This window comes from Bacillus paranthracis, assembly GCF_024296885.1.
Taxonomy (GTDB): domain Bacteria; phylum Bacillota; class Bacilli; order Bacillales; family Bacillaceae_G; genus Bacillus_A; species Bacillus_A paranthracis.
Window position 1 is genome coordinate 113,736 of the sequence record NZ_CP101135.1, and the last position, 21,103, is coordinate 134,838.

The 21,103-nt window shown below is 41.1% G+C and carries 26 protein-coding genes; all 26 read left to right on the forward strand.

Annotated elements, in window-relative coordinates; all coding sequences use genetic code 11:
* Positions 1-10: 10 nt before the first annotated feature.
* The 26 genes from rpoB to rpsE all read left to right on the forward strand — a co-directional run bounded on the left by rpoB (position 11) and on the right by rpsE (position 21,092).
* Positions 11-3,544, forward strand: a complete 3,534-nt coding sequence (gene rpoB, locus NLJ82_RS00630; RefSeq protein ID WP_000147554.1) for a DNA-directed RNA polymerase subunit beta — start codon at positions 11-13, stop codon at positions 3,542-3,544.
* Between the two features lie 37 nt (positions 3,545-3,581).
* The gene (gene rpoC / locus NLJ82_RS00635) at positions 3,582-7,193 is read left to right on the forward strand and encodes a DNA-directed RNA polymerase subunit beta' (RefSeq protein ID WP_000567937.1); all 3,612 of its coding nucleotides are present in this window, start codon (positions 3,582-3,584) and stop codon (positions 7,191-7,193) included.
* A gap of 113 nt (positions 7,194-7,306) precedes the next feature.
* Complete coding sequence (locus tag NLJ82_RS00640; RefSeq protein ID WP_000121830.1) at positions 7,307-7,555, forward strand: 50S ribosomal protein L7ae-like protein; 249 nt, start codon at positions 7,307-7,309, stop codon at positions 7,553-7,555.
* Between the two features lie 114 nt (positions 7,556-7,669).
* A complete protein-coding gene (gene rpsL, locus NLJ82_RS00645; protein WP_001142340.1) occupies positions 7,670-8,092 on the forward strand; it encodes a 30S ribosomal protein S12 in 423 nt (140 codons plus the stop codon).
* A 29-nt stretch (positions 8,093-8,121) separates the two neighbouring features.
* On the forward strand, positions 8,122-8,592 hold the full coding sequence (gene rpsG, locus NLJ82_RS00650) for a 30S ribosomal protein S7 (RefSeq protein WP_001137493.1): 471 nt from the start codon (positions 8,122-8,124) through the stop codon (positions 8,590-8,592).
* 208 nt (positions 8,593-8,800) lie between these two features.
* Complete coding sequence (fusA, locus tag NLJ82_RS00655) at positions 8,801-10,879, forward strand: elongation factor G (protein WP_000090373.1); 2,079 nt, start codon at positions 8,801-8,803, stop codon at positions 10,877-10,879.
* 117 nt (positions 10,880-10,996) lie between these two features.
* Positions 10,997-12,184 carry an elongation factor Tu gene (tuf, locus tag NLJ82_RS00660; protein WP_001029615.1) on the forward strand — a complete coding sequence of 396 codons (1,188 nt, stop codon included), beginning with the start codon at positions 10,997-10,999 and terminating at the stop codon, positions 12,182-12,184.
* 400 nt (positions 12,185-12,584) lie between these two features.
* On the forward strand, positions 12,585-12,893 hold the full coding sequence (gene rpsJ / locus NLJ82_RS00665) for a 30S ribosomal protein S10 (protein WP_001040596.1): 309 nt from the start codon (positions 12,585-12,587) through the stop codon (positions 12,891-12,893).
* Between the two features lie 34 nt (positions 12,894-12,927).
* Entirely contained in the window at positions 12,928-13,560 is a 633-nt protein-coding gene (gene rplC, locus NLJ82_RS00670) for a 50S ribosomal protein L3 (protein ID WP_000160207.1), read from the forward strand.
* A 25-nt stretch (positions 13,561-13,585) separates the two neighbouring features.
* Positions 13,586-14,209 (forward strand): 50S ribosomal protein L4, encoded by a 624-nt coding sequence (gene rplD, locus NLJ82_RS00675; protein WP_001127258.1) that lies wholly within the window; start codon positions 13,586-13,588, stop codon positions 14,207-14,209.
* Positions 14,209-14,499, forward strand: coding sequence for a 50S ribosomal protein L23 (gene rplW / locus NLJ82_RS00680; protein ID WP_001205558.1), 291 nt, complete (start codon positions 14,209-14,211; stop codon positions 14,497-14,499). Before rplD ends, rplW begins: the two co-directional genes overlap by 1 nt.
* 28 nt (positions 14,500-14,527) lie before the next feature.
* Complete coding sequence (rplB, locus tag NLJ82_RS00685) at positions 14,528-15,358, forward strand: 50S ribosomal protein L2 (protein ID WP_000511580.1); 831 nt, start codon at positions 14,528-14,530, stop codon at positions 15,356-15,358.
* 60 nt (positions 15,359-15,418) lie between these two features.
* Complete coding sequence (rpsS, locus tag NLJ82_RS00690) at positions 15,419-15,697, forward strand: 30S ribosomal protein S19 (protein WP_000124453.1); 279 nt, start codon at positions 15,419-15,421, stop codon at positions 15,695-15,697.
* A gap of 17 nt (positions 15,698-15,714) precedes the next feature.
* On the forward strand, positions 15,715-16,056 hold the full coding sequence (gene rplV / locus NLJ82_RS00695; RefSeq protein WP_001148024.1) for a 50S ribosomal protein L22: 342 nt from the start codon (positions 15,715-15,717) through the stop codon (positions 16,054-16,056).
* A 3-nt stretch (positions 16,057-16,059) separates the two neighbouring features.
* Positions 16,060-16,719: a 30S ribosomal protein S3 gene (rpsC, locus tag NLJ82_RS00700; protein WP_000529956.1), complete on the forward strand. Its 660-nt coding sequence runs from the start codon at positions 16,060-16,062 to the stop codon at positions 16,717-16,719.
* A gap of 1 nt (position 16,720) precedes the next feature.
* Positions 16,721-17,155, forward strand: coding sequence for a 50S ribosomal protein L16 (gene rplP, locus NLJ82_RS00705; protein WP_000928971.1), 435 nt, complete (start codon positions 16,721-16,723; stop codon positions 17,153-17,155).
* Positions 17,145-17,345, forward strand: a complete 201-nt coding sequence (rpmC, locus tag NLJ82_RS00710) for a 50S ribosomal protein L29 (protein WP_000855718.1) — start codon at positions 17,145-17,147, stop codon at positions 17,343-17,345. Before rplP ends, rpmC begins: the two co-directional genes overlap by 11 nt.
* A 20-nt stretch (positions 17,346-17,365) precedes the next feature.
* Positions 17,366-17,629, forward strand: a complete 264-nt coding sequence (rpsQ, locus tag NLJ82_RS00715) for a 30S ribosomal protein S17 (RefSeq protein WP_000004106.1) — start codon at positions 17,366-17,368, stop codon at positions 17,627-17,629.
* 43 nt (positions 17,630-17,672) lie between these two features.
* A complete protein-coding gene (gene rplN, locus NLJ82_RS00720; RefSeq protein WP_000615912.1) occupies positions 17,673-18,041 on the forward strand; it encodes a 50S ribosomal protein L14 in 369 nt (122 codons plus the stop codon).
* 38 nt (positions 18,042-18,079) lie between these two features.
* Positions 18,080-18,391 carry a 50S ribosomal protein L24 gene (rplX, locus tag NLJ82_RS00725; RefSeq protein ID WP_000558200.1) on the forward strand — a complete coding sequence of 104 codons (312 nt, stop codon included), beginning with the start codon at positions 18,080-18,082 and terminating at the stop codon, positions 18,389-18,391.
* Between the two features lie 26 nt (positions 18,392-18,417).
* Complete coding sequence (gene rplE / locus NLJ82_RS00730) at positions 18,418-18,957, forward strand: 50S ribosomal protein L5 (protein WP_001080827.1); 540 nt, start codon at positions 18,418-18,420, stop codon at positions 18,955-18,957.
* 33 nt (positions 18,958-18,990) lie between these two features.
* Positions 18,991-19,176 carry a 30S ribosomal protein S14 gene (gene rpsN / locus NLJ82_RS00735; protein ID WP_001085700.1) on the forward strand — a complete coding sequence of 62 codons (186 nt, stop codon included), beginning with the start codon at positions 18,991-18,993 and terminating at the stop codon, positions 19,174-19,176.
* A 29-nt stretch (positions 19,177-19,205) separates the two neighbouring features.
* The gene (gene rpsH, locus NLJ82_RS00740; protein WP_000245511.1) at positions 19,206-19,604 is read left to right on the forward strand and encodes a 30S ribosomal protein S8; all 399 of its coding nucleotides are present in this window, start codon (positions 19,206-19,208) and stop codon (positions 19,602-19,604) included.
* Positions 19,605-19,636: 32 nt separating this feature from the next.
* Positions 19,637-20,176, forward strand: coding sequence for a 50S ribosomal protein L6 (gene rplF / locus NLJ82_RS00745; RefSeq protein WP_254754619.1), 540 nt, complete (start codon positions 19,637-19,639; stop codon positions 20,174-20,176).
* Between the two features lie 31 nt (positions 20,177-20,207).
* Complete coding sequence (gene rplR, locus NLJ82_RS00750; protein ID WP_000628816.1) at positions 20,208-20,570, forward strand: 50S ribosomal protein L18; 363 nt, start codon at positions 20,208-20,210, stop codon at positions 20,568-20,570.
* Between the two features lie 21 nt (positions 20,571-20,591).
* The gene (gene rpsE / locus NLJ82_RS00755; protein ID WP_000554646.1) at positions 20,592-21,092 is read left to right on the forward strand and encodes a 30S ribosomal protein S5; all 501 of its coding nucleotides are present in this window, start codon (positions 20,592-20,594) and stop codon (positions 21,090-21,092) included.
* Positions 21,093-21,103: the final 11 nt, after the last annotated feature.

Sequence of the window (21,103 nt, forward strand, 5' to 3'; positions counted from 1 at the left end):
GGTGAAGCAGTTGACAGGTCAACTAGTTCAATACGGACGCCACCGCCAACGAAGAAGTTATGCCCGTATTAGTGAAGTATTAGAGTTACCAAATCTTATCGAAATTCAAACCTCTTCTTATCAGTGGTTTCTTGATGAGGGTTTGCGAGAAATGTTCCAAGACATTTCTCCGATTGAAGACTTTACGGGAAATCTATCGCTTGAATTTATCGACTACAGCTTAGGTGAACCTAAATACTCTGTAGACGAATGCAAAGAGCGTGATGTGACGTATGCAGCACCACTTCGTGTAAAAGTGCGTCTAATCAACAAGGAAACTGGTGAAGTAAAAGAACAAGATGTGTTCATGGGAGATTTCCCACTCATGACAGAGACTGGAACATTCGTAATTAACGGTGCAGAACGTGTTATCGTTTCCCAGTTAGTTCGCTCTCCAAGCGTATACTATAGTGGCAAAGTGGATAAAAACGGAAAACGTGGTTTTACTGCTACTGTAATTCCAAACCGCGGAGCTTGGTTAGAGTATGAGACAGATGCTAAGGATGTTGTATATGTGCGTATTGACCGTACGCGTAAACTTCCTGTAACTGTTTTGTTACGCGCATTAGGGTTTGGCTCTGATCAAGAAATCACCGAGCTTTTAGGTGATAACGAATACTTAAGCAACACATTAGAAAAAGACAACACAGATAGCACAGAAAAAGCATTGCTTGAAATTTATGAGCGTCTACGTCCTGGTGAGCCACCAACAGTAGAAAATGCTAAGAGCTTACTTGTGTCTCGTTTCTTTGATCCAAAGCGCTACGATTTAGCAAATGTAGGTCGCTACAAGATCAACAAAAAGTTACACATTAAAAACAGATTGTTTAATCAACGTTTAGCTGAAACATTAGTGGATCCAGAAACTGGTGAAATTTTAGCGGCAGAAGGAACAATCTTAGATCGTCGTACACTTGATCGCATTTTACCTTACTTAGAGAAAAACATTGGATTCAAAACAGCGAAACCAATGGGTGGAGTGGTAGAAGGCGATGTTGAGCTGCAATCTATTAAGATTTATGCTCCTGAGTCAGAAGGCGAGCGCGTAATTAACGTAATTGGTAATGCAAATATTACTCGTGATGTAAAACACATCACACCAGGTGATATCCTTGCTTCTATCAGTTACTTCTTCAACCTACTATACAAAGTAGGGGATACAGATGATATCGACCACTTAGGAAACCGTCGTCTGCGTTCTGTTGGAGAACTATTACAAAATCAATTCCGTATCGGTCTTTCTCGTATGGAACGTGTTGTTCGTGAGAGAATGTCGATCCAAGATACAAATGCAATTACACCACAGGCATTAATTAATATTCGTCCTGTTATTGCATCTATTAAAGAGTTCTTCGGAAGTTCTCAGTTATCTCAGTTCATGGACCAAACAAACCCATTAGCAGAGTTAACTCACAAACGAAGACTATCTGCATTAGGACCTGGTGGTTTAACGCGTGAGCGCGCAGGCTTTGAAGTACGTGACGTTCACTACTCTCACTATGGTCGTATGTGTCCGATTGAAACACCAGAGGGACCAAACATCGGTTTGATTAACTCATTATCTTCATTCGCGAAAGTAAATGAGTTTGGTTTCATTGAAACACCATACCGTCGTGTTGACCCAGAAACTGGTCTTGTAACAGGGCATGTCGATTATTTAACAGCAGATGAAGAAGATAATTATGTTGTAGCCCAAGCGAATATGAAATTATCTGAAGAAGGAGAATTCCTTGATGAAGATATCGTAGCTCGTTTCCGTGGTGAAAACATTGTCACAAATAAAGAACGCATCGACTACATGGATGTATCACCAAAACAAGTAGTGTCGGCAGCGACAGCTTGTATTCCGTTCTTAGAAAACGATGACTCTAACCGCGCACTTATGGGAGCGAACATGCAACGTCAGGCGGTTCCGTTAATGAATCCGGAATCACCGATTGTAGGTACAGGTATGGAGTACGTATCAGCAAAAGACTCAGGTGCTGCAGTAATCTGTAAACACCCTGGTATTGTTGAGCGCGTAGAAGCACGTGAAGTTTGGGTACGTCGCTATGTAGAAGTTGACGGTCAAACAGTAAAAGGCGACTTAGATCGCTACAAAATGCAAAAATTCATTCGTTCTAACCAAGGAACTTGCTACAACCAACGTCCAATCGTAAGTGTTGGAAATGAAGTTGTAAAAGGTGAAATCCTTGCGGATGGTCCTTCTATGGAATTAGGTGAACTAGCACTTGGACGTAACGTGCTTGTTGGCTTCATGACTTGGGACGGTTATAACTACGAGGATGCGATCATTATGAGTGAGCGCCTTGTAAAAGATGATGTGTATACTTCTATTCATATTGAAGAATATGAGTCAGAAGCTCGTGATACGAAGCTTGGACCAGAAGAAATCACACGTGATATTCCAAACGTTGGGGAAGATGCATTACGTAACCTTGACGAGCGCGGTATCATTCGCGTTGGTGCGGAAGTAAAAGATGGAGATTTACTTGTTGGTAAAGTAACACCTAAAGGTGTAACAGAATTAACAGCTGAAGAACGTCTATTACATGCTATCTTTGGAGAAAAAGCGCGTGAAGTACGTGATACATCACTACGTGTACCACACGGTGGTGGCGGTATTATCTTAGACGTAAAAGTATTCAACCGTGAAGATGGCGACGAATTGCCACCAGGCGTGAATCAACTTGTGCGTGCATATATCGTTCAAAAACGTAAAATCTCTGAAGGTGACAAGATGGCCGGACGTCACGGTAACAAAGGTGTTATCTCTCGTATTTTACCAGAAGAAGATATGCCTTACTTACCAGACGGTACGCCAATCGATATCATGTTAAACCCATTAGGGGTACCATCTCGTATGAATATCGGTCAGGTATTAGAGCTTCATCTTGGTATGGCAGCAAGATACCTTGGCATTCACATTGCAACACCAGTATTCGATGGTGCTCGTGAGGAAGATGTTTGGGGCACAATTGAAGAAGCTGGTATGGCAAATGACGCGAAAACAATCCTGTATGACGGACGTACTGGTGAACCATTCGATAACCGTGTATCTGTTGGTGTCATGTATATGATCAAACTTGCGCACATGGTTGACGATAAACTTCATGCTCGTTCTACTGGACCATACTCACTTGTAACGCAGCAGCCTCTTGGAGGTAAAGCTCAGTTCGGTGGACAGCGTTTCGGTGAGATGGAGGTTTGGGCACTTGAAGCTTACGGTGCTGCTTATACTCTTCAAGAAATCTTAACAGTGAAGTCTGATGATGTTGTTGGACGTGTTAAGACGTATGAAGCAATTGTTAAAGGCGAAAATGTTCCAGAACCAGGCGTTCCTGAATCATTCAAAGTATTGATTAAAGAGCTGCAAAGTTTAGGTATGGACGTTAAAATGATGTCTAGCGACGATACAGAAATTGAAATGCGTGATACGGAAGATGACGATGATCATCAATCAGCAGACAAATTGAATGTCGAAGTTGAGACAACTAAGGAATAATTGGGATAACCTGTAGACTAAAAGGGAGGTAGGCCCCTTGATAGATGTAAATAACTTTGAATATATGAAGATTGGACTTGCTTCACCTGACAAGATTCGTTCTTGGTCATACGGTGAAGTTAAGAAACCAGAAACAATTAACTATCGTACGTTAAAGCCTGAAAAAGATGGCTTGTTCTGTGAGCGTATTTTCGGACCACAAAAGGACTGGGAATGTCATTGCGGAAAATACAAACGTGTACGTTATAAAGGTGTAGTTTGTGATCGATGTGGCGTTGAAGTAACGCGTGCGAAAGTGCGTCGTGAACGTATGGGTCATATCGAATTAGCTGCTCCTGTATCTCATATTTGGTATTTCAAAGGTATCCCGAGCCGCATGGGACTTGTCTTAGACATGTCCCCTCGCGCGCTTGAAGAAGTAATTTATTTCGCTTCTTATGTTGTAACAGAAAGTGGAGATACACCACTTGATAAGAAGCAATTACTTTCTGAAAAAGAATACCGTGCATATCGTGATCGATATGGTAGCACATTCCAAGCTGCTATGGGTGCAGAAGCGATTAAAAAGCTATTACAAGACATCGATTTAGATAAAGAAGTAGACTTCTTAAAAGAAGAATTAAAAACAGCACAAGGACAACGCCGTACTCGTGCTATTAAACGTCTAGAAGTATTAGAAGCATTCCGTAACTCTGGAAATGAGCCATCTTGGATGATCTTAGATGTTCTACCAGTAATCCCACCAGAACTACGACCAATGGTACAGTTAGATGGTGGACGTTTTGCTACTTCTGACTTAAACGACTTATACCGTCGTGTAATTAACCGTAACAACCGTTTAAAACGTCTATTGGACTTAGGTGCACCAAGCATTATCGTTCAAAACGAAAAACGTATGTTACAAGAAGCTGTAGACGCATTAATCGATAATGGTCGTCGTGGCCGTCCAGTTACTGGACCAGGTAACCGTCCATTAAAATCTCTATCTCACATGCTTAAAGGTAAACAAGGACGTTTCCGTCAAAACTTATTAGGTAAACGTGTTGACTACTCTGGTCGTTCTGTAATCGTTGTAGGACCGAACTTAAAGATGTATCAATGTGGATTACCGAAAGAGATGGCGCTTGAACTGTTCAAACCTTTCGTAATGAAAGAGTTAGTTGAAAAAGGATTAGCACACAACATTAAGAGTGCGAAACGTAAAATCGAGCGTGTACAACCTGAAGTTTGGGACGTTTTAGAATCTGTGATTAAAGAACATCCAGTACTTCTAAACCGCGCACCAACACTTCACCGTCTTGGTATTCAGGCGTTTGAACCTACATTAGTAGAAGGTCGCGCAATCCGTCTTCACCCACTTGTATGTACTGCATACAACGCGGACTTTGACGGTGACCAAATGGCCGTTCACGTACCTTTATCATCAGAAGCACAAGCAGAAGCTCGTCTTCTTATGTTAGCGGCACAAAACATCTTGAACCCGAAAGACGGTAAACCAGTTGTTACTCCATCTCAGGATATGGTATTAGGTAACTACTACTTAACACTTGAGCGTGAAGGTGCAATCGGTGAAGGTATGGTCTTCAAAGATGCGAACGAAGCATTACTTGCATATCAAAATGGATATGTACATCTTCATACGCGTGTTGCAGTAGCTGCAAGTGCAGTAAACAACGCAACATTTACTGAAGAGCAAAAGAGTATGCTTCTATTAACAACAGTTGGTAAATTAATATTTAACGAAATCTTACCAGAGTCGTTCCCTTATATTAATGAACCAACAAATTCAAACCTTGAAAAAGAAACACCAGCGAAATATTTCGTTGAAAAAGGTGCGAATATTAAAGAGATTATTGCTAGTCGCGAAGAAGTGGCGCCATTCAGCAAGAAAATCCTTGGTAACATCATTGCGGAAGTGTTTAAACGTTTCAAAATTACAGAAACGTCTCGCATGCTTGACCGTATGAAAAACTTAGGATTCAAGTACTCTACAAAAGCTGGTATTACAGTTGGGGTATCTGACATTCTTGTATTAGGTGAAAAAGATGAAATTCTCCACGAAGCACAAGCAAAAGTAGATAATGTAATTAAACAATTCCGTCGCGGTTTAATCACGGAAGAAGAACGTTACGATCGCGTTATCTCTATTTGGAGTAATGCAAAAGATGTTATCCAAGGAAAACTGATGAAGTCCTTGAATAAACGCAACCCAATCTTCATGATGAGTGATTCCGGTGCCCGTGGTAACGCATCGAACTTTACTCAGCTTGCTGGTATGCGTGGTCTGATGGCCAATCCATCTGGTCGTATCATCGAACTTCCAATCAAATCAAGTTTCCGTGAAGGTTTAACAGTACTTGAGTACTTCATCTCTACGCATGGTGCGCGTAAAGGTCTTGCCGATACAGCACTGAAAACTGCCGATTCTGGTTACTTAACACGTCGTCTTGTTGACGTTGCACAAGATGTAATCGTTCGTGAAGATGATTGTGGAACAGATCGCGGTTTATTAATTGGTGCGATTAAAGAGGGTAATGAAGTTATTGAGTCATTATATGATCGTCTTGTTGGACGTTTTGCAAGAAAAACTGTAAAACATCCTGAAACAGGTGAAGTATTAGTTGCTGAAAATCAATTAATTACTGAAGATATCGCTCATATCGTTGAAAATTCGGGTGTTGAAACTGTAAACATTCGTTCAGCGTTTACGTGTAACACTCGCCACGGTGTATGTAAGAAGTGTTACGGTCGTAACTTAGCAACTGGAACAGACGTAGAAGTAGGGGAAGCGGTAGGTATTATCGCAGCTCAATCTATCGGTGAGCCAGGTACACAGTTAACGATGCGTACGTTCCATACAGGTGGGGTTGCCGGAGATGATATCACTCAAGGTTTACCTCGTATCCAAGAGATCTTCGAAGCTCGTAATCCGAAAGGTCAGGCTGTTATCAGTGAAATCGACGGTGTTATCGCAGCGATCAACGATGTTAAAGATCGCCAAGAAGTAGTTGTACAGGGTGAAGTTGAAGCTCGTACGTATGCTATTCCTTACGGTGCTCGTCTGAAAGTAATTCCAGGACAGAAAATTAGCCACGGTAAAGAGTTAACAGAAGGTTCTATCGATCCGAAAGAATTACTAAAAGTAACGGACATTACGGCAGTTCAAGAATACTTATTACGTGAAGTTCAAAAAGTATACCGTATGCAAGGGGTAGAAATTGGTGACAAACACGTAGAAGTAATGGTACGCCAAATGTTACGTAAAGTACGTGTGAGTGATGCAGGTGAAACAGATGTATTACCAGGAACATTACTAGATATCCATCAGTTTACTGATGCGAATGCGAAGGTGTTACTGCAAGGTAAACAACCAGCAACAGCTAGACCAGTTCTACTTGGTATTACAAAAGCTTCACTTGAAACAGATTCATTCTTATCTGCAGCATCGTTCCAAGAAACAACTCGTGTCTTAACTGATGCAGCGATTAAGGGTAAACGCGATGAGCTTCTAGGATTGAAAGAAAATGTTATTATCGGTAAACTTGTTCCTGCTGGAACAGGTATGAATCGTTATCGCAAAGTGGATCTTGTTAAAACAACACAAGATGACATGAATGTAGAAAACGATGAAGTTTATGTGGAACAGTAAAATTTTCCGTCGTAAATTTTGTATAAAAACAGTTAATCCTAGTTGACATTGTATGAGTCAAAATGTTACTATAAGCAAGGTTGCTCCTGAACGATGCTTTGGAGGATATTTATATGTCTTATCAAAAAGTGTCAAATGCTGAAAATGTAGTCGTTGGTCATAAACGTACATTGGAAGCAATCAAAAATGGTATAGTTAAAGAAGTTGTCATTGCAGAAGATGCTGATATGCGGTTAACCCATGTCATCATTCGCACTGCATTGCAACATAACATACCCATAACCAAAGTTGAATCAGTTCGTAAACTTGGAAAAGTTGCGGGGATTCAAGTGGGAGCTTCAGCAATAGGAATAATAAGTTAAAACTGTTTTTGTGAGGAGAGAGCATTTGCTCTCCCTTGCAAAAACTTTGTTTTCAACTAATAATGAACCACCTGGATATGTGGTCATACAAACATGCGAAGGGAGGATAATCAAATGCCTACTATTAACCAATTAGTGAGAAATGGTCGTACTGATAAAGTATGGAAATCTAAATCACCTGCGTTAAACAAAGGTTTTAACTCTTTAAAGAAAAAATCAACTGATATCTCTGCACCTCAAAAACGTGGTGTATGTACTCGTGTTGGTACAATGACTCCAAAGAAACCTAACTCAGCGTTACGTAAATATGCTCGTGTTCGTTTAACAAATGGTATTGAGGTAACAGCATACATCCCAGGTATCGGTCACAACTTACAAGAGCACAGCGTAGTATTAATTCGCGGTGGTCGTGTAAAAGACTTACCAGGGGTACGTTACCACATCGTTCGTGGTGCGCTTGATACAGCTGGTGTTGACAAGCGTATGCAAGGCCGTTCTAAATACGGTACTAAAAAGCCTAAAGCGGCTAAGAAATAATAACTTTTTAATGAAAGGAGGAACTCAATATGCCTCGTAAAGGACCTGTTGCAAAACGTGACGTGTTACCAGATCCAATGTACAATTCGAAGCTAGTAACACGCCTTATCAACAAAATGATGGTTGACGGTAAAAAAGGTAAATCTCAAACAATTCTTTATAATGCGTTCGATATCGTAAGCGAACGTACTGGTAAAGAGCCAATGGAAGTATTCGAGCAAGCTCTTAAGAACATTATGCCTGTTCTTGAAGTACGCGCTCGTCGTGTTGGTGGTGCTAACTACCAAGTTCCAGTTGAGGTTCGTCCAGAACGCCGTACAACTTTAGGTCTTCGTTGGTTAGTAAACTACGCTCGTCTTCGTGGTGAAAAAACTATGGAAGAGCGTCTTGCTAACGAAATCTTAGATGCAGCTAACAACGCTGGTGCATCTGTTAAGAAACGTGAAGACACTCATAAAATGGCAGAAGCTAACAAAGCATTTGCTCATTACCGTTGGTAGGATTCAACGTAAAATAAATGTAAGCATAAACCGCTTTATTTGTCGCTTATGGAAGTGTGGAGAGGGAGAATGCCTCTCCCTTTCGTTGGGCGCTCGTTTTACATAATGAGGGTACTGGACATACTGACATGTGTAACAATATAAAGTGGCTTTTTTGCTACTTAAAATAAAAAAATCCAATCCATATATGGAAGGAGCAAGACACCAAATGGCAAGAGAGTTCTCTTTAGAAAACACTCGTAATATTGGTATCATGGCTCACATCGATGCTGGTAAAACAACAGCTACTGAGCGTATTCTGTACTACACAGGACGTATTCACAAAATCGGTGAAACTCACGAAGGTGCATCTCAGATGGACTGGATGGAGCAAGAGCAAGAGCGTGGTATCACAATTACTTCTGCTGCAACTACAGCACAATGGAAAGGTCACCGTGTAAACATCATTGACACTCCAGGTCACGTAGATTTCACAGTAGAAGTAGAACGTTCTTTACGCGTACTTGATGGCGCAGTAGCAGTACTTGATGCACAATCTGGTGTAGAACCACAAACAGAAACTGTTTGGCGTCAGGCTACTACTTACGGCGTACCTCGTATCGTATTCGTTAACAAAATGGATAAAATCGGTGCAGATTTCTTATACTCTGTAGGAACAATCCACGATCGTTTACAAGCAAACGCACACCCAATTCAGTTACCAATCGGTGCTGAAGATGAGTTCAATGGTATCATTGACCTTGTTGAAGAATGTGCTTACATGTACGGTAACGATTTAGGAACAGACATTCAACGTGTTGAAATTCCTGAAGAGCATAAAGAACTAGCTGAAGAATACCGTGGAAAACTTATTGAAGCGGTAGCTGAGCTTGATGAAGAAATGATGATGAAGTACCTAGAAGGTGAAGAAATCACTGTAGAAGAGCTTAAAGCTGGTATCCGTAAGGCTACAACTTCTGTAGAATTCTTCCCAGTAATCTGTGGTTCTGCATTCAAAAACAAAGGTGTTCAAATTCTGTTAGACGCAGTTATCGACTACCTACCATCTCCATTAGATGTACCTGCAATCAAAGGTACTCTTCCGGATACAGATGAAGAAGTAGAACGTAAGTCTAGCGATGAAGAGCCTTTCTCAGCTCTAGCATTCAAAATCATGACTGACCCTTATGTTGGTAAGTTAACGTTCTTCCGTGTGTACTCTGGTGTGTTAAACTCTGGATCATACGTGAAAAACTCAACTAAAGGTAAGCGTGAGCGTGTAGGTCGTATCCTACAAATGCACGCTAACAGCCGTGAAGAGATCTCAACAGTTTACGCTGGTGATATCGCTGCTGCTGTAGGTTTAAAAGATACTACTACTGGTGATACTCTTTGTGACGAGAAGAGCCTTGTTATCCTTGAGTCTATGGAATTCCCAGAGCCAGTTATCTCTGTAGCTATCGAACCAAAATCAAAAGCTGACCAAGATAAAATGGGTACAGCATTATCTAAGCTTTCTGAAGAAGATCCAACATTCCGTGCTCACACTGACCAAGAAACTGGCCAAACAATCATCGCTGGTATGGGTGAACTTCACCTTGATATCATCGTTGACCGTATGCGCCGTGAGTTCAAAGTTGAAGCAAACGTTGGTGCTCCTCAGGTAGCATACCGTGAGACTTTCCGCTCTGCTGCGAAAGTTGAAGGTAAGTTCGCTCGTCAATCTGGTGGACGTGGACAATTCGGTCACGTTTGGATTGAGTTTGAACCTAATGAAGAAGGTAAAGGATTCGAATTCGAAAACAAGATCGTCGGTGGTGTTGTTCCACGTGAATACATCCCAGCTGTAGGCGCAGGTCTTGAAGATGCACTTAAAAATGGTGTACTTGCTGGATATCCAGTAGTAGACATTAAAGCTGCATTAGTTGACGGATCTTACCATGATGTCGATTCATCTGAGATGGCGTTCAAAATCGCTGCATCTATGGCACTTAAAGCTGCGGTTTCTAAATGTAACCCAGTAATTCTTGAGCCAATGATGAAAGTTGAAGTTGTAATTCCTGAAGAGTACATGGGTGACATTATGGGTGACGTAACATCTCGTCGTGGACGTGTAGAAGGTATGGAAGCTCGCGGTAACGCTCAAGTTGTTCGCGCTATGGTTCCACTTTCTGAAATGTTCGGTTATGCAACGTCATTACGTTCTAACACTCAAGGACGCGGAACATTCTCTATGGTGTTTGATCACTATGAAGAAGTACCAAAGTCTGTTTCTGAAGAAATTATCAAAAAAAATAAAGGTGAATAATTGATTTTTATCGATTCTTCACGTATAACTACTTATGTAAGCTTAGAAAGTGGGACGCAAGTTTCGCTTTCTAGCCTAAATATAAAATAACCTATATAAACTAAGGAGGAATTTAGAATGGCTAAAGCTAAATTCGAACGTTCTAAACCCCATGTTAACATCGGTACAATCGGCCACGTTGACCATGGTAAAACTACATTAACTGCTGCGATCACTACAGTACTTGCAAAAGCTGGTGGTGCTGAAGCACGCGGATACGATCAAATCGATGCTGCTCCAGAAGAAAGAGAGCGCGGTATCACAATCTCAACTGCACACGTTGAGTACGAAACTGAAACTCGTCACTATGCACACGTTGACTGCCCAGGTCACGCTGACTATGTTAAAAACATGATCACTGGTGCTGCTCAAATGGACGGCGGTATCTTAGTAGTATCTGCTGCTGATGGCCCAATGCCTCAAACTCGTGAGCACATCCTTCTTTCTCGTCAAGTAGGTGTACCTTACATCGTTGTATTCTTAAACAAATGCGACATGGTAGACGACGAAGAATTATTAGAATTAGTAGAAATGGAAGTTCGCGACCTATTATCTGAATACGGATTCCCAGGCGATGACATTCCTGTAATCAAAGGTTCTGCTCTTAAAGCTCTTCAAGGAGAAGCTGATTGGGAAGCAAAAATCATTGAATTAATGGCTGAAGTTGATGCTTACATCCCAACTCCAGAACGTGAAACTGACAAACCATTCTTAATGCCTGTAGAGGATGTATTCTCTATCACAGGTCGTGGTACAGTTGCTACTGGTCGTGTTGAGCGCGGTATCGTTAAAGTTGGTGACGTTGTAGAAATCATCGGTCTTGCTGAAGAAAATGCTTCTACAACTGTAACTGGTGTAGAAATGTTCCGTAAACTTCTTGACCAAGCTCAAGCTGGTGACAACATCGGTGCTTTACTTCGTGGGGTTGCTCGTGAAGACATCCAACGTGGACAAGTACTTGCAAAAAGCGGTTCTGTAAAAGCTCACGCTAAATTCAAAGCTGAAGTTTTCGTATTATCTAAAGAAGAAGGTGGACGTCACACTCCATTCTTCGCTAACTACCGTCCACAGTTCTACTTCCGTACAACTGACGTAACTGGTATCATCCAATTACCAGAAGGTACTGAAATGGTAATGCCTGGTGACAACGTAGAAATGACTATCGAACTTATCGCTCCAATCGCTATCGAAGAGGGAACTAAATTCTCTATTCGTGAAGGTGGACGTACAGTAGGTTACGGCGTAGTTGCTACTATCGTTGAGTAATCTTAACTGATATAAAAAACCCCGAGGGATTTTCCCTTGGGGTTTTTGTTTGCATTTATATAATGAACAAAATGATTGTTTCATGTTTTGACGAGTTTCTTCTATAATAATGTGAAATCATTAAAACTGAAATCCAGAAACTGTAAAATGAATTCTGCTAGATGAAAACTTGAAATTCTTTAAAGTGCCATGTATAATAGCAAAAGTAGAGAAAAGCAGATGCAAACAAAAAGATGCTTGCATCTAGACGAATAACATTGTATAATAGACAATGTTGGTCTTTGACTGCGATGAAGTGGAAGGTTGCTGACACACCCGGCCGCTTTGCCATGGCATGGTGTGAGGAAATTTCCATGGAGAAGGTCTATTTTAGAAATAGGCGAACGAAGGAGGGAAAATAATGGCAAAAGAAAAAATTCGTATCCGTTTAAAAGCTTACGATCACCGTATTCTTGATCAGTCAGCTGAGAAAATTGTAGAAACAGCTAAGCGTTCTGGGGCAACAGTTTCTGGTCCGATCCCATTACCAACTGAAAAAACTGTTTACACAATTCTTCGTGCTGTTCATAAGTACAAAGATTCTCGTGAGCAATTCGAAATGCGCACGCACAAACGTCTAATCGACATCGTGAGTCCTACTCCACAAACAGTAGATTCATTAATGCGTTTAGACTTACCATCTGGTGTAGATATCGAAATCAAACTATAATTTATATAACTTAAAAATGTAGGAGGTGTAACTCATGACCAAAGGAATCTTAGGAAGAAAGATCGGTATGACTCAAGTATTTGCTGAGAACGGTGAGTTAATCCCAGTAACAGTTATCGCTGCTAATCCAAACGTTGTTCTTCAAAAGAAAACAACTGAAACTGATGGCTACAACGCAATTCAGTTAGGATTTGAAGATAAGCGTGAAAAGTTAACTAACAAACCTGAACAAGGCCACACTGCTAAAGCATCTACAACTCCTAAGCGCTTCATTCGCGAAATCCGCGATGCAGACGTGGACGGATTAGAGGTTGGTCAAGAGGTAAAAGTTGACGTATTCGCTACAGGTGAAATCGTTGATGTAACAGGAATTTCTAAAGGTAAAGGTTTCCAAGGTGTTATCAAACGCCACGGACAATCTCGCGGACCTATGTCTCATGGTTCTCGCTATCACCGTCGTCCAGGTTCAATGGGCCCAGTTGCTCCGAACCGTGTATTCAAAGGCAAAAAACTTGCTGGACGTATGGGTGGAGACCAAGTTACTATCCAAAACTTAGAAATCGTTCAAGTTGACACTGAGCGCAACTTATTACTAGTAAAAGGTAACGTTCCAGGTGCTAAGAAATCTCTTGTAGTTGTTCAAGGCGCTGTGAAGGTTAGCAAATAATTCACAATAGGAAGGAGGAATTCCAATGCCAAAAGTTACTGTATATAACCAAACTGGTTCACAGGTTGGTGAAATCGAATTAGCTGAAGCTATTTTCGGTATCGAACCAAATGAAGCTGTACTTTTCGAAGCTGTAATGATGCAACGTGCATCTTTACGTCAAGGTACACACAAAGTAAAAACTCGCTCTGAAGTTCGCGGTGGTGGTCGTAAACCATGGCGTCAAAAAGGAACTGGACGTGCTCGTCAAGGGTCTATCCGCTCTCCTCAATGGCGTGGTGGTGGTACGGTATTCGGACCTACACCAAGAAGCTATGCGTACAAACTTCCTAAGAAAGTTCGTCGTTTAGCAATCAAATCTGCATTAGCTACTAAAGTAGTTGAGAACAACATTGTAGTTCTTGAAGACCTAGTGTTAAATGCACCAAAAACAAAAGATATGCTAGCAGTACTTAAAGGATTAACTGTTGAGAAGAAAGCTCTTATCGTAACTGCTGATGCAAACGAATCTGTAGAGTTATCTGCTCGCAATATCCCTGGAGTAACAGTAATCACTGCTGATGGCGTAAACGTTTTAGACGTGCTTCATCATGATAAGCTAATCATGACAAAAGCGGCAGTGGAAAAAGTAGAGGAGGTGCTTGCATAATGAGAGATCCTCGTGATATCATTAAGCGCCCAGTTATCACTGAACGTTCTATGGAAATGATGGCTGAAAAAAAATACACGTTCGATGTGGACGTTAAATCTAATAAAACAGAAGTTAAAGATGCTCTAGAAGCGATCTTTGGTGTTAAAGTAGAAAAAGTGAACATCATGAACTACAAGCCGAAAGCAAAACGCGTTGGTCGTCACGCTGGTTTTACTAGCCGTCGTCGTAAAGCAATCGTTAAGCTAACTGCTGACAGCAAAGAAATCGAAATCTTCCAAGGCGTTTAATTCTTACTAAAGAAGGAGGGAAATTGAGATGGGAATTAAAAAGTATAATCCAACTACTAACGGTCGTCGTAACATGACTACGAATGATTTCGCTGAAATCACAACTGACAGACCCGAAAAGTCTTTACTTGCTCCTTTAAGCAAAAAGGCTGGTCGTAATAACCAAGGTAAAATCACTGTACGTCATCAAGGTGGCGGACATAAGCGTCAATACCGTATCATCGACTTCAAACGTAACAAAGATGGAATTCCAGGACGCGTTGCTACGATCGAATACGATCCAAACCGCTCTGCGAATATCGCATTAATTAACTACGTTGACGGTGAAAAACGTTACATTCTTGCTCCTAAGAACTTAGAAGTAGGTATGGAAATTATGTCTGGCGCTGAAGCTGACATTAAAATCGGTAACGCATTACCATTAATCAACATTCCAGTAGGTACTGTTGTTCATAACATCGAGCTTAAACCAGGTCGTGGTGGACAATTAGTTCGTTCTGCTGGTACATCTGCACAAGTACTTGGTAAAGAAGGTAAATACGTTCTTGTACGTTTAACTTCTGGTGAAGTGCGTCTTGTATTATCTGCTTGCCGTGCAACTGTAGGTCAAGTTGGTAACGAGTCACACGAACTTATCAAGATCGGTAAAGCTGGTCGCTCTCGCTGGTTAGGTAAGCGCCCAACTGTTCGTGGTTCTGTAATGAACCCAGTTGATCACCCACACGGTGGTGGTGAAGGACGTTCACCAATCGGACGTAAGTCTCCAATGTCTCCATGGGGTAAACCAACTCTTGGATTCAAAACTCGTAAGAAAAACAAAGCGTCTGACAAATTCATCGTTCGTCGTCGTAAAAAATAATGGGATTGTAGTACGGTTCACTTTGAGAACCGTACGGCAATCACGAAGGGAGGCACCAAAATGGCTCGTAGCTTGAAAAAAGGACCATTTGTCGATGATCATTTAATGAGTAAAATTGCAAAGCTAAATGAAACTGAGCAAAAGCAAGTTGTTAAAACTTGGTCTCGTCGTTCAACGATCTTCCCTCAGTTCATCGGTCACACAATCGCTGTATATGACGGTCGTAAACATGTACCTGTATATGTTACTGAAGACATGGTAGGCCACAAGTTAGGTGAATTCGCACCAACTCGTACGTATAAAGGTCATGATGCTGACGATAAGAAAACTAGAAGATAATGAGAGGAGGCACTTCAATGCAAGCTAAAGCAGTAGCGAGAACAGTTCGTATTGCTCCTCGTAAAGTTCGTTTAGTTGTAGACTTAATCCGAGGTAAGCAAGTGGGTGAAGCGATTGCTATCCTTAACCACACACCAAAAACTGCTTCTCCAGTTGTAGAAAAAGTTTTAAAATCTGCAATCGCAAATGCAGAGCACAATTATGAAATGGACATTAACAACCTAGTTGTTGAGAAAGTTTTCGTTGACGAAGGTCCAACGTTAAAACGTTTCCGTCCACGTGCAATGGGTCGTGCAAGCCAAATTAACAAACGCACAAGCCACATCACAGTTGTGGTATCAGAAAAGAAGGAGGGATAATCGATGGGTCAAAAGGTTAATCCAATTGGTCTTCGTGTCGGCGTTATCCGTGACTGGGAATCTCGTTGGTTCGCTGAGAAAGATTACGCTACATTATTACATGAAGACATCAAAATCCGTGAGTACATTAATGTACGCTTAAAAGATTCTGCTGTTGCTAAAGTAGAAATCGAACGTGCAGCAAATCGTGTAAATGTTACAATTCACACTGCAAAACCTGGTATGGTAATTGGTAAAGGTGGTACTGAAGTTGAAGCACTTCGTAAAGCTCTTAACCAATTAACAGGCAAGCGTGTACACATCAACATTTTAGAAGTTAAGAGAGCTGATCTTAACGCTAAATTAGTAGGCGAAAACATCGCTCGTCAATTAGAAAACCGTGTATCATTCCGTCGTGCACAAAAGCAAGTTATTCAACGTGCTATGCGTGCAGGTGCTAAAGGTATTAAAACACAGGTTTCTGGTCGTCTTGGCGGAGCTGATATCGCTCGTGCAGAATCTTACAGTGAAGGAACTGTTCCACTTCATACACTTCGCGCTGATATTGACTATGCAGCAGTTGAAGCTGATACAACATACGGTAAATTAGGCGTAAAAGTATGGATCTACCGTGGAGAAGTCCTTCCTACAAAAAAGAAAGCTTCTGAGGAAGGAGGAAAATAATATGTTAATGCCAAAACGCGTAAAATATCGTAGAGAGCATCGTGGTAAAATGCGTGGTCGTGCTAAAGGTGGAACTGAAGTAGCTTTCGGTGAATTCGGTTTACAAGCACAAGCTGCTTCATGGATTACAAACCGTCAAATCGAAGCTGCTCGTCGTGCAATGACTCGTTACATGAAACGTGGCGGTAAAGTATGGATTAAAATTTTCCCTTCTAAACCTTACACTGCAAAACCTCTAGAAGTACGTATGGGTTCCGGTAAAGGGGCACCAGAAGGCTGGGTAGCAGTAGTAAAACCTGGGAAAATTATGTTCGAAATCGCGGGTGTATCTGAAGAGGTAGCACGCGAAGCATTACGTCTTGCAGCTCACAAGTTACCTGTGAAATGTAAATTCGTAAAACGTGAAGAAAATGGTGGTGAATCTAATGAAAACTAATGATATTCGTGAATTAACCACTGCCGAAATCGAAACAAAAGTTAAAGCTTTAAAGGAAGAGTTGTTTAATCTTCGCTTCCAACTTGCTACAGGACAATTAGAGAATCCAACTCGCATTCGTGAAGTGCGTAAGGCAATTGCTCGTATGAAAACTGTAGTTCGTGAAAGAGAGATCGGAATTAATCGATAAATTGAGGGGAGGTTTGCATAGTGAGCGAACGTAACCAACGCAAAGTTTATACTGGTCGTGTAGTGTCTGACAAAATGGACAAAACGATTACAGTTTTAGTTGAAACTTACAAAACTCATTCCTTGTACGGAAAACGTGTTAAGTATTCTAAGAAGTACAAAGCCCATGATGAGCAAAACCAAGCGAAACTTGGCGATATCGTAAAAATCATGGAAACTCGCCCGCTTTCTGCTACTAAGCGTTTCCGTTTAGTTGAAATCGTTGAAGAAGCGGTTATTATCTAAATAGACGAATCGGAATTTTTAGTCCGAAGGGAGGTTTCATAACATGATCCAACAAGAATCTCGTTTGAAAGTTGCTGACAACTCTGGTGCACGTGAACTTTTAACAATTAAAGTATTAGGCGGCTCTGGTCGTAAATATGCTAACATTGGTGACATTATCGTTGCTACGGTAAAACAAGCAACACCAGGTGGCGTTGTTAAAAAAGGTGACGTTGTTAAAGCAGTAGTAGTACGTACGAAGAGCGGTGCTCGTCGTCCGGATGGTTCTTACATCAAATTTGATGAAAACGCAGCGGTTATCATTAAAGACGATAAGAGCCCACGTGGTACTCGTATCTTCGGACCAGTAGCTCGTGAATTACGTGATAGCAACTTCATGAAGATCGTTTCTTTAGCTCCAGAAGTTCTATAATTTAAGGTATTGCCTTGCTAAGGAGGTGCAGAATTAAGATGCATGTAAAAAAAGGTGATAAAGTACAGGTAATCACTGGTAAAGACAAAGGAAAACAAGGCGTTATCCTTGTGGCTTTCCCAAAGCAAAACCGTGTTATCGTTGAGGGTGTTAACATCGTTAAGAAGCACTCTAAGCCATCTCAATTAAATCCACAAGGTGGAATTATTACTAAAGAGGCACCTATTCACGTTTCTAACGTTATGATTTTAGATCCGAAAACAGGTGAACCTACTCGCGTAGGCTTCAAGGTAGAAGATGGTAAAAAAGTTCGTATTGCAAAAAAATCTGGTGAATTATTAGATAAATAATTTTCTTAAGAAAGGAGGTCACTTCATTGAATCGCCTTAAAGAGAAGTTCCAAAAGGAAATTACTCCTGCTCTAATGAGCAAGTTTAACTATAAATCTGTAATGCAGGTACCAAAAATCGAAAAGATCGTAATCAACACTGGTGTTGGTGACGCGGTATCTAATTCAAAAGCTTTAGACAACGCAGTAGAAGAATTAACACAAATCGCAGGTCAAAAACCTGTTGTAACTCGTGCTAAAAAATCAATCGCTGGTTTCCGTCTTCGTGAAGGTATGCCAATCGGTGCGAAAGTAACTTTACGCGGCGAGCAAATGTATGAGTTCTTCGATAAATTAGTATCAGTTTCTTTACCACGTGTACGTGATTTCCGTGGTGTTTCTAAGAAATCATTCGATGGTCGTGGAAACTATACATTAGGTGTTAAAGAGCAACTTATTTTCCCTGAGATTGATTATGATAAAGTAAGCAAAGTCCGCGGTATGGACATCGTAATCGTTACTACAGCGAACACTGATGAAGAAGCTCGTGAACTTTTAACACAATTCGGTATGCCATTCCAAAAATAATGGAAGCCAACGCTAAGTAGAGGAGGCGAAAACGTGGCTAAAAAATCTATGATTGCGAAACAAAAGCGTACTCCTAAGTTTAAAGTACAAGAGTATACACGTTGCGAACGCTGCGGTCGTCCGCATTCTGTATACCGCAAATTTAAACTTTGCCGTATTTGTTTCCGTGAACTTGCATATAAAGGTCAAATTCCTGGTGTTAAAAAAGCTAGTTGGTAAAACCCACAAATGGGAAGGAGGTAAAACACATGGTGATGACAGATCCAATTGCAGACATGCTTACTCGCATCCGTAATGCGAACATGGTACGTCATGAGAAATTAGAGGTTCCTGCTTCTAAAATCAAAAAAGAGATCGCTGAACTTTTAAAACGTGAAGGTTTCATTCGTGATGTAGAATACATCGAGGATAACAAACAAGGTATCCTTCGTATTTTCCTGAAATATGGTGCAAACAACGAACGTGTAATCACTGGATTAAAACGTATCAGTAAACCTGGCTTACGCGTTTACGCTAAAGCTGACGAAGTACCACGTGTACTTAACGGATTAGGTATCGCTCTTGTTTCTACATCTAAGGGAGTAATGACAGACAAAGACGCTCGTCAATTACAAACTGGTGGAGAAGTAGTAGCATACGTTTGGTAATATATATTTAAAACGAACGGAGGTGTGACCACATGTCTCGTATTGGTAAAAAGATTCTTGAAATCCCTGCAGGTGTTACTATTACAGTTGCAGAAGACAATACTGTAACAGTAAAAGGCCCTAAAGGTGAATTAACTCGTACTTTCAATGCTGATATGCTTATCAAAATTGAAGAGAATACATTAACAGTTGAGCGTCCATCTGAACAGAAGGAACACCGTGCATTACACGGTACAACTCGTGCTTTAATCGGAAACATGGTTGAAGGTGTAACTGAAGGTTTCGCACGCGGACTTGAATTAGTCGGTGTTGGTTACCGTGCTCAAAAACAAGGTGATAAACTTGTATTAAGCGTAGGTTATTCTCATCCAGTAGAAATGACTCCGGAAGCAGGTCTTGAAGTTGAAGTACCTGCACAAACTAAGATCGTAATCAAAGGTATCGACAAGCAACGTGTTGGCGAATTCGCTGCTAACATCCGCGCTGTACGTGCTCCTGAGCCTTACAAAGGTAAAGGTATTCGTTACGAAGGCGAAGTTGTTCGTCGTAAAGAAGGTAAAACTGCTAAGTAAACCCGTTAGGTGAGAGAAAGGAGTGACAAGAATGATCACTAAAGCTGATAAAAATGCGACTCGTAAGAAAAGACATGCGCGTGTACGTGCTAAACTTACTGGTACTGCAGAACGTCCACGTTTAAACGTGTTCCGTTCTAACCAACATATTTACGCTCAAGTTATTGATGATGTAAATGGTGTAACGTTAGTAAGTGCATCTACTCTTGATAAAGACCTTGCTCTTAACGGTACTAGCAATATTGAAGCTGCTACGAAAGTTGGAGAATCAGTTGCTAAGCGTGCTGTAGAGAAAGGCGTTAAAGAAGTAGTATTTGATCGCGGTGGTTACTTATACCATGGCCGTGTTAAAGCTCTAGCTGAAGCTGCTCGTGAGGCTGGATTACAATTTTAATGGTCAAAGGAGGGAAAATTGATGCATCGCATTGACCCAAGTAAATTAGAACTTGAAGAACGTGTAGTTACGATAAATCGTGTCGCGAAAGTTGTTAAGGGTGGTCGTCGTTTCCGCTTTGCTGCACTAGTTGTAGTTGGCGATAAAAACGGTCATGTTGGATTCGGTACTGGTAAAGCACAAGAGGTACCAGACGCAATCCGCAAAGCTATCGAAGACGCTAAGAAAAACTTAATCGCTGTACCATTAGTTGGTACAACAATTCCACACACAATCAACGGTCATTTTGGAGCTGGTGAAGTATTCTTAAAGCCTGCTGCTGAGGGTACTGGTGTTATTGCTGGTGGACCTGTTCGTGCGGTCCTTGAATTAGCAGGTGTACAAGATATTCTTTCGAAATCTCTTGGTTCTAACACACCAATCAACATGATTCGCGCTACTGTGAACGGATTAAGCGAACTTAAGCGCGCTGAAGATGTTGCAAAATTACGCGGTAAATCTGTAGAAGAGCTACTAGGTTAAGGAGGGAAAAC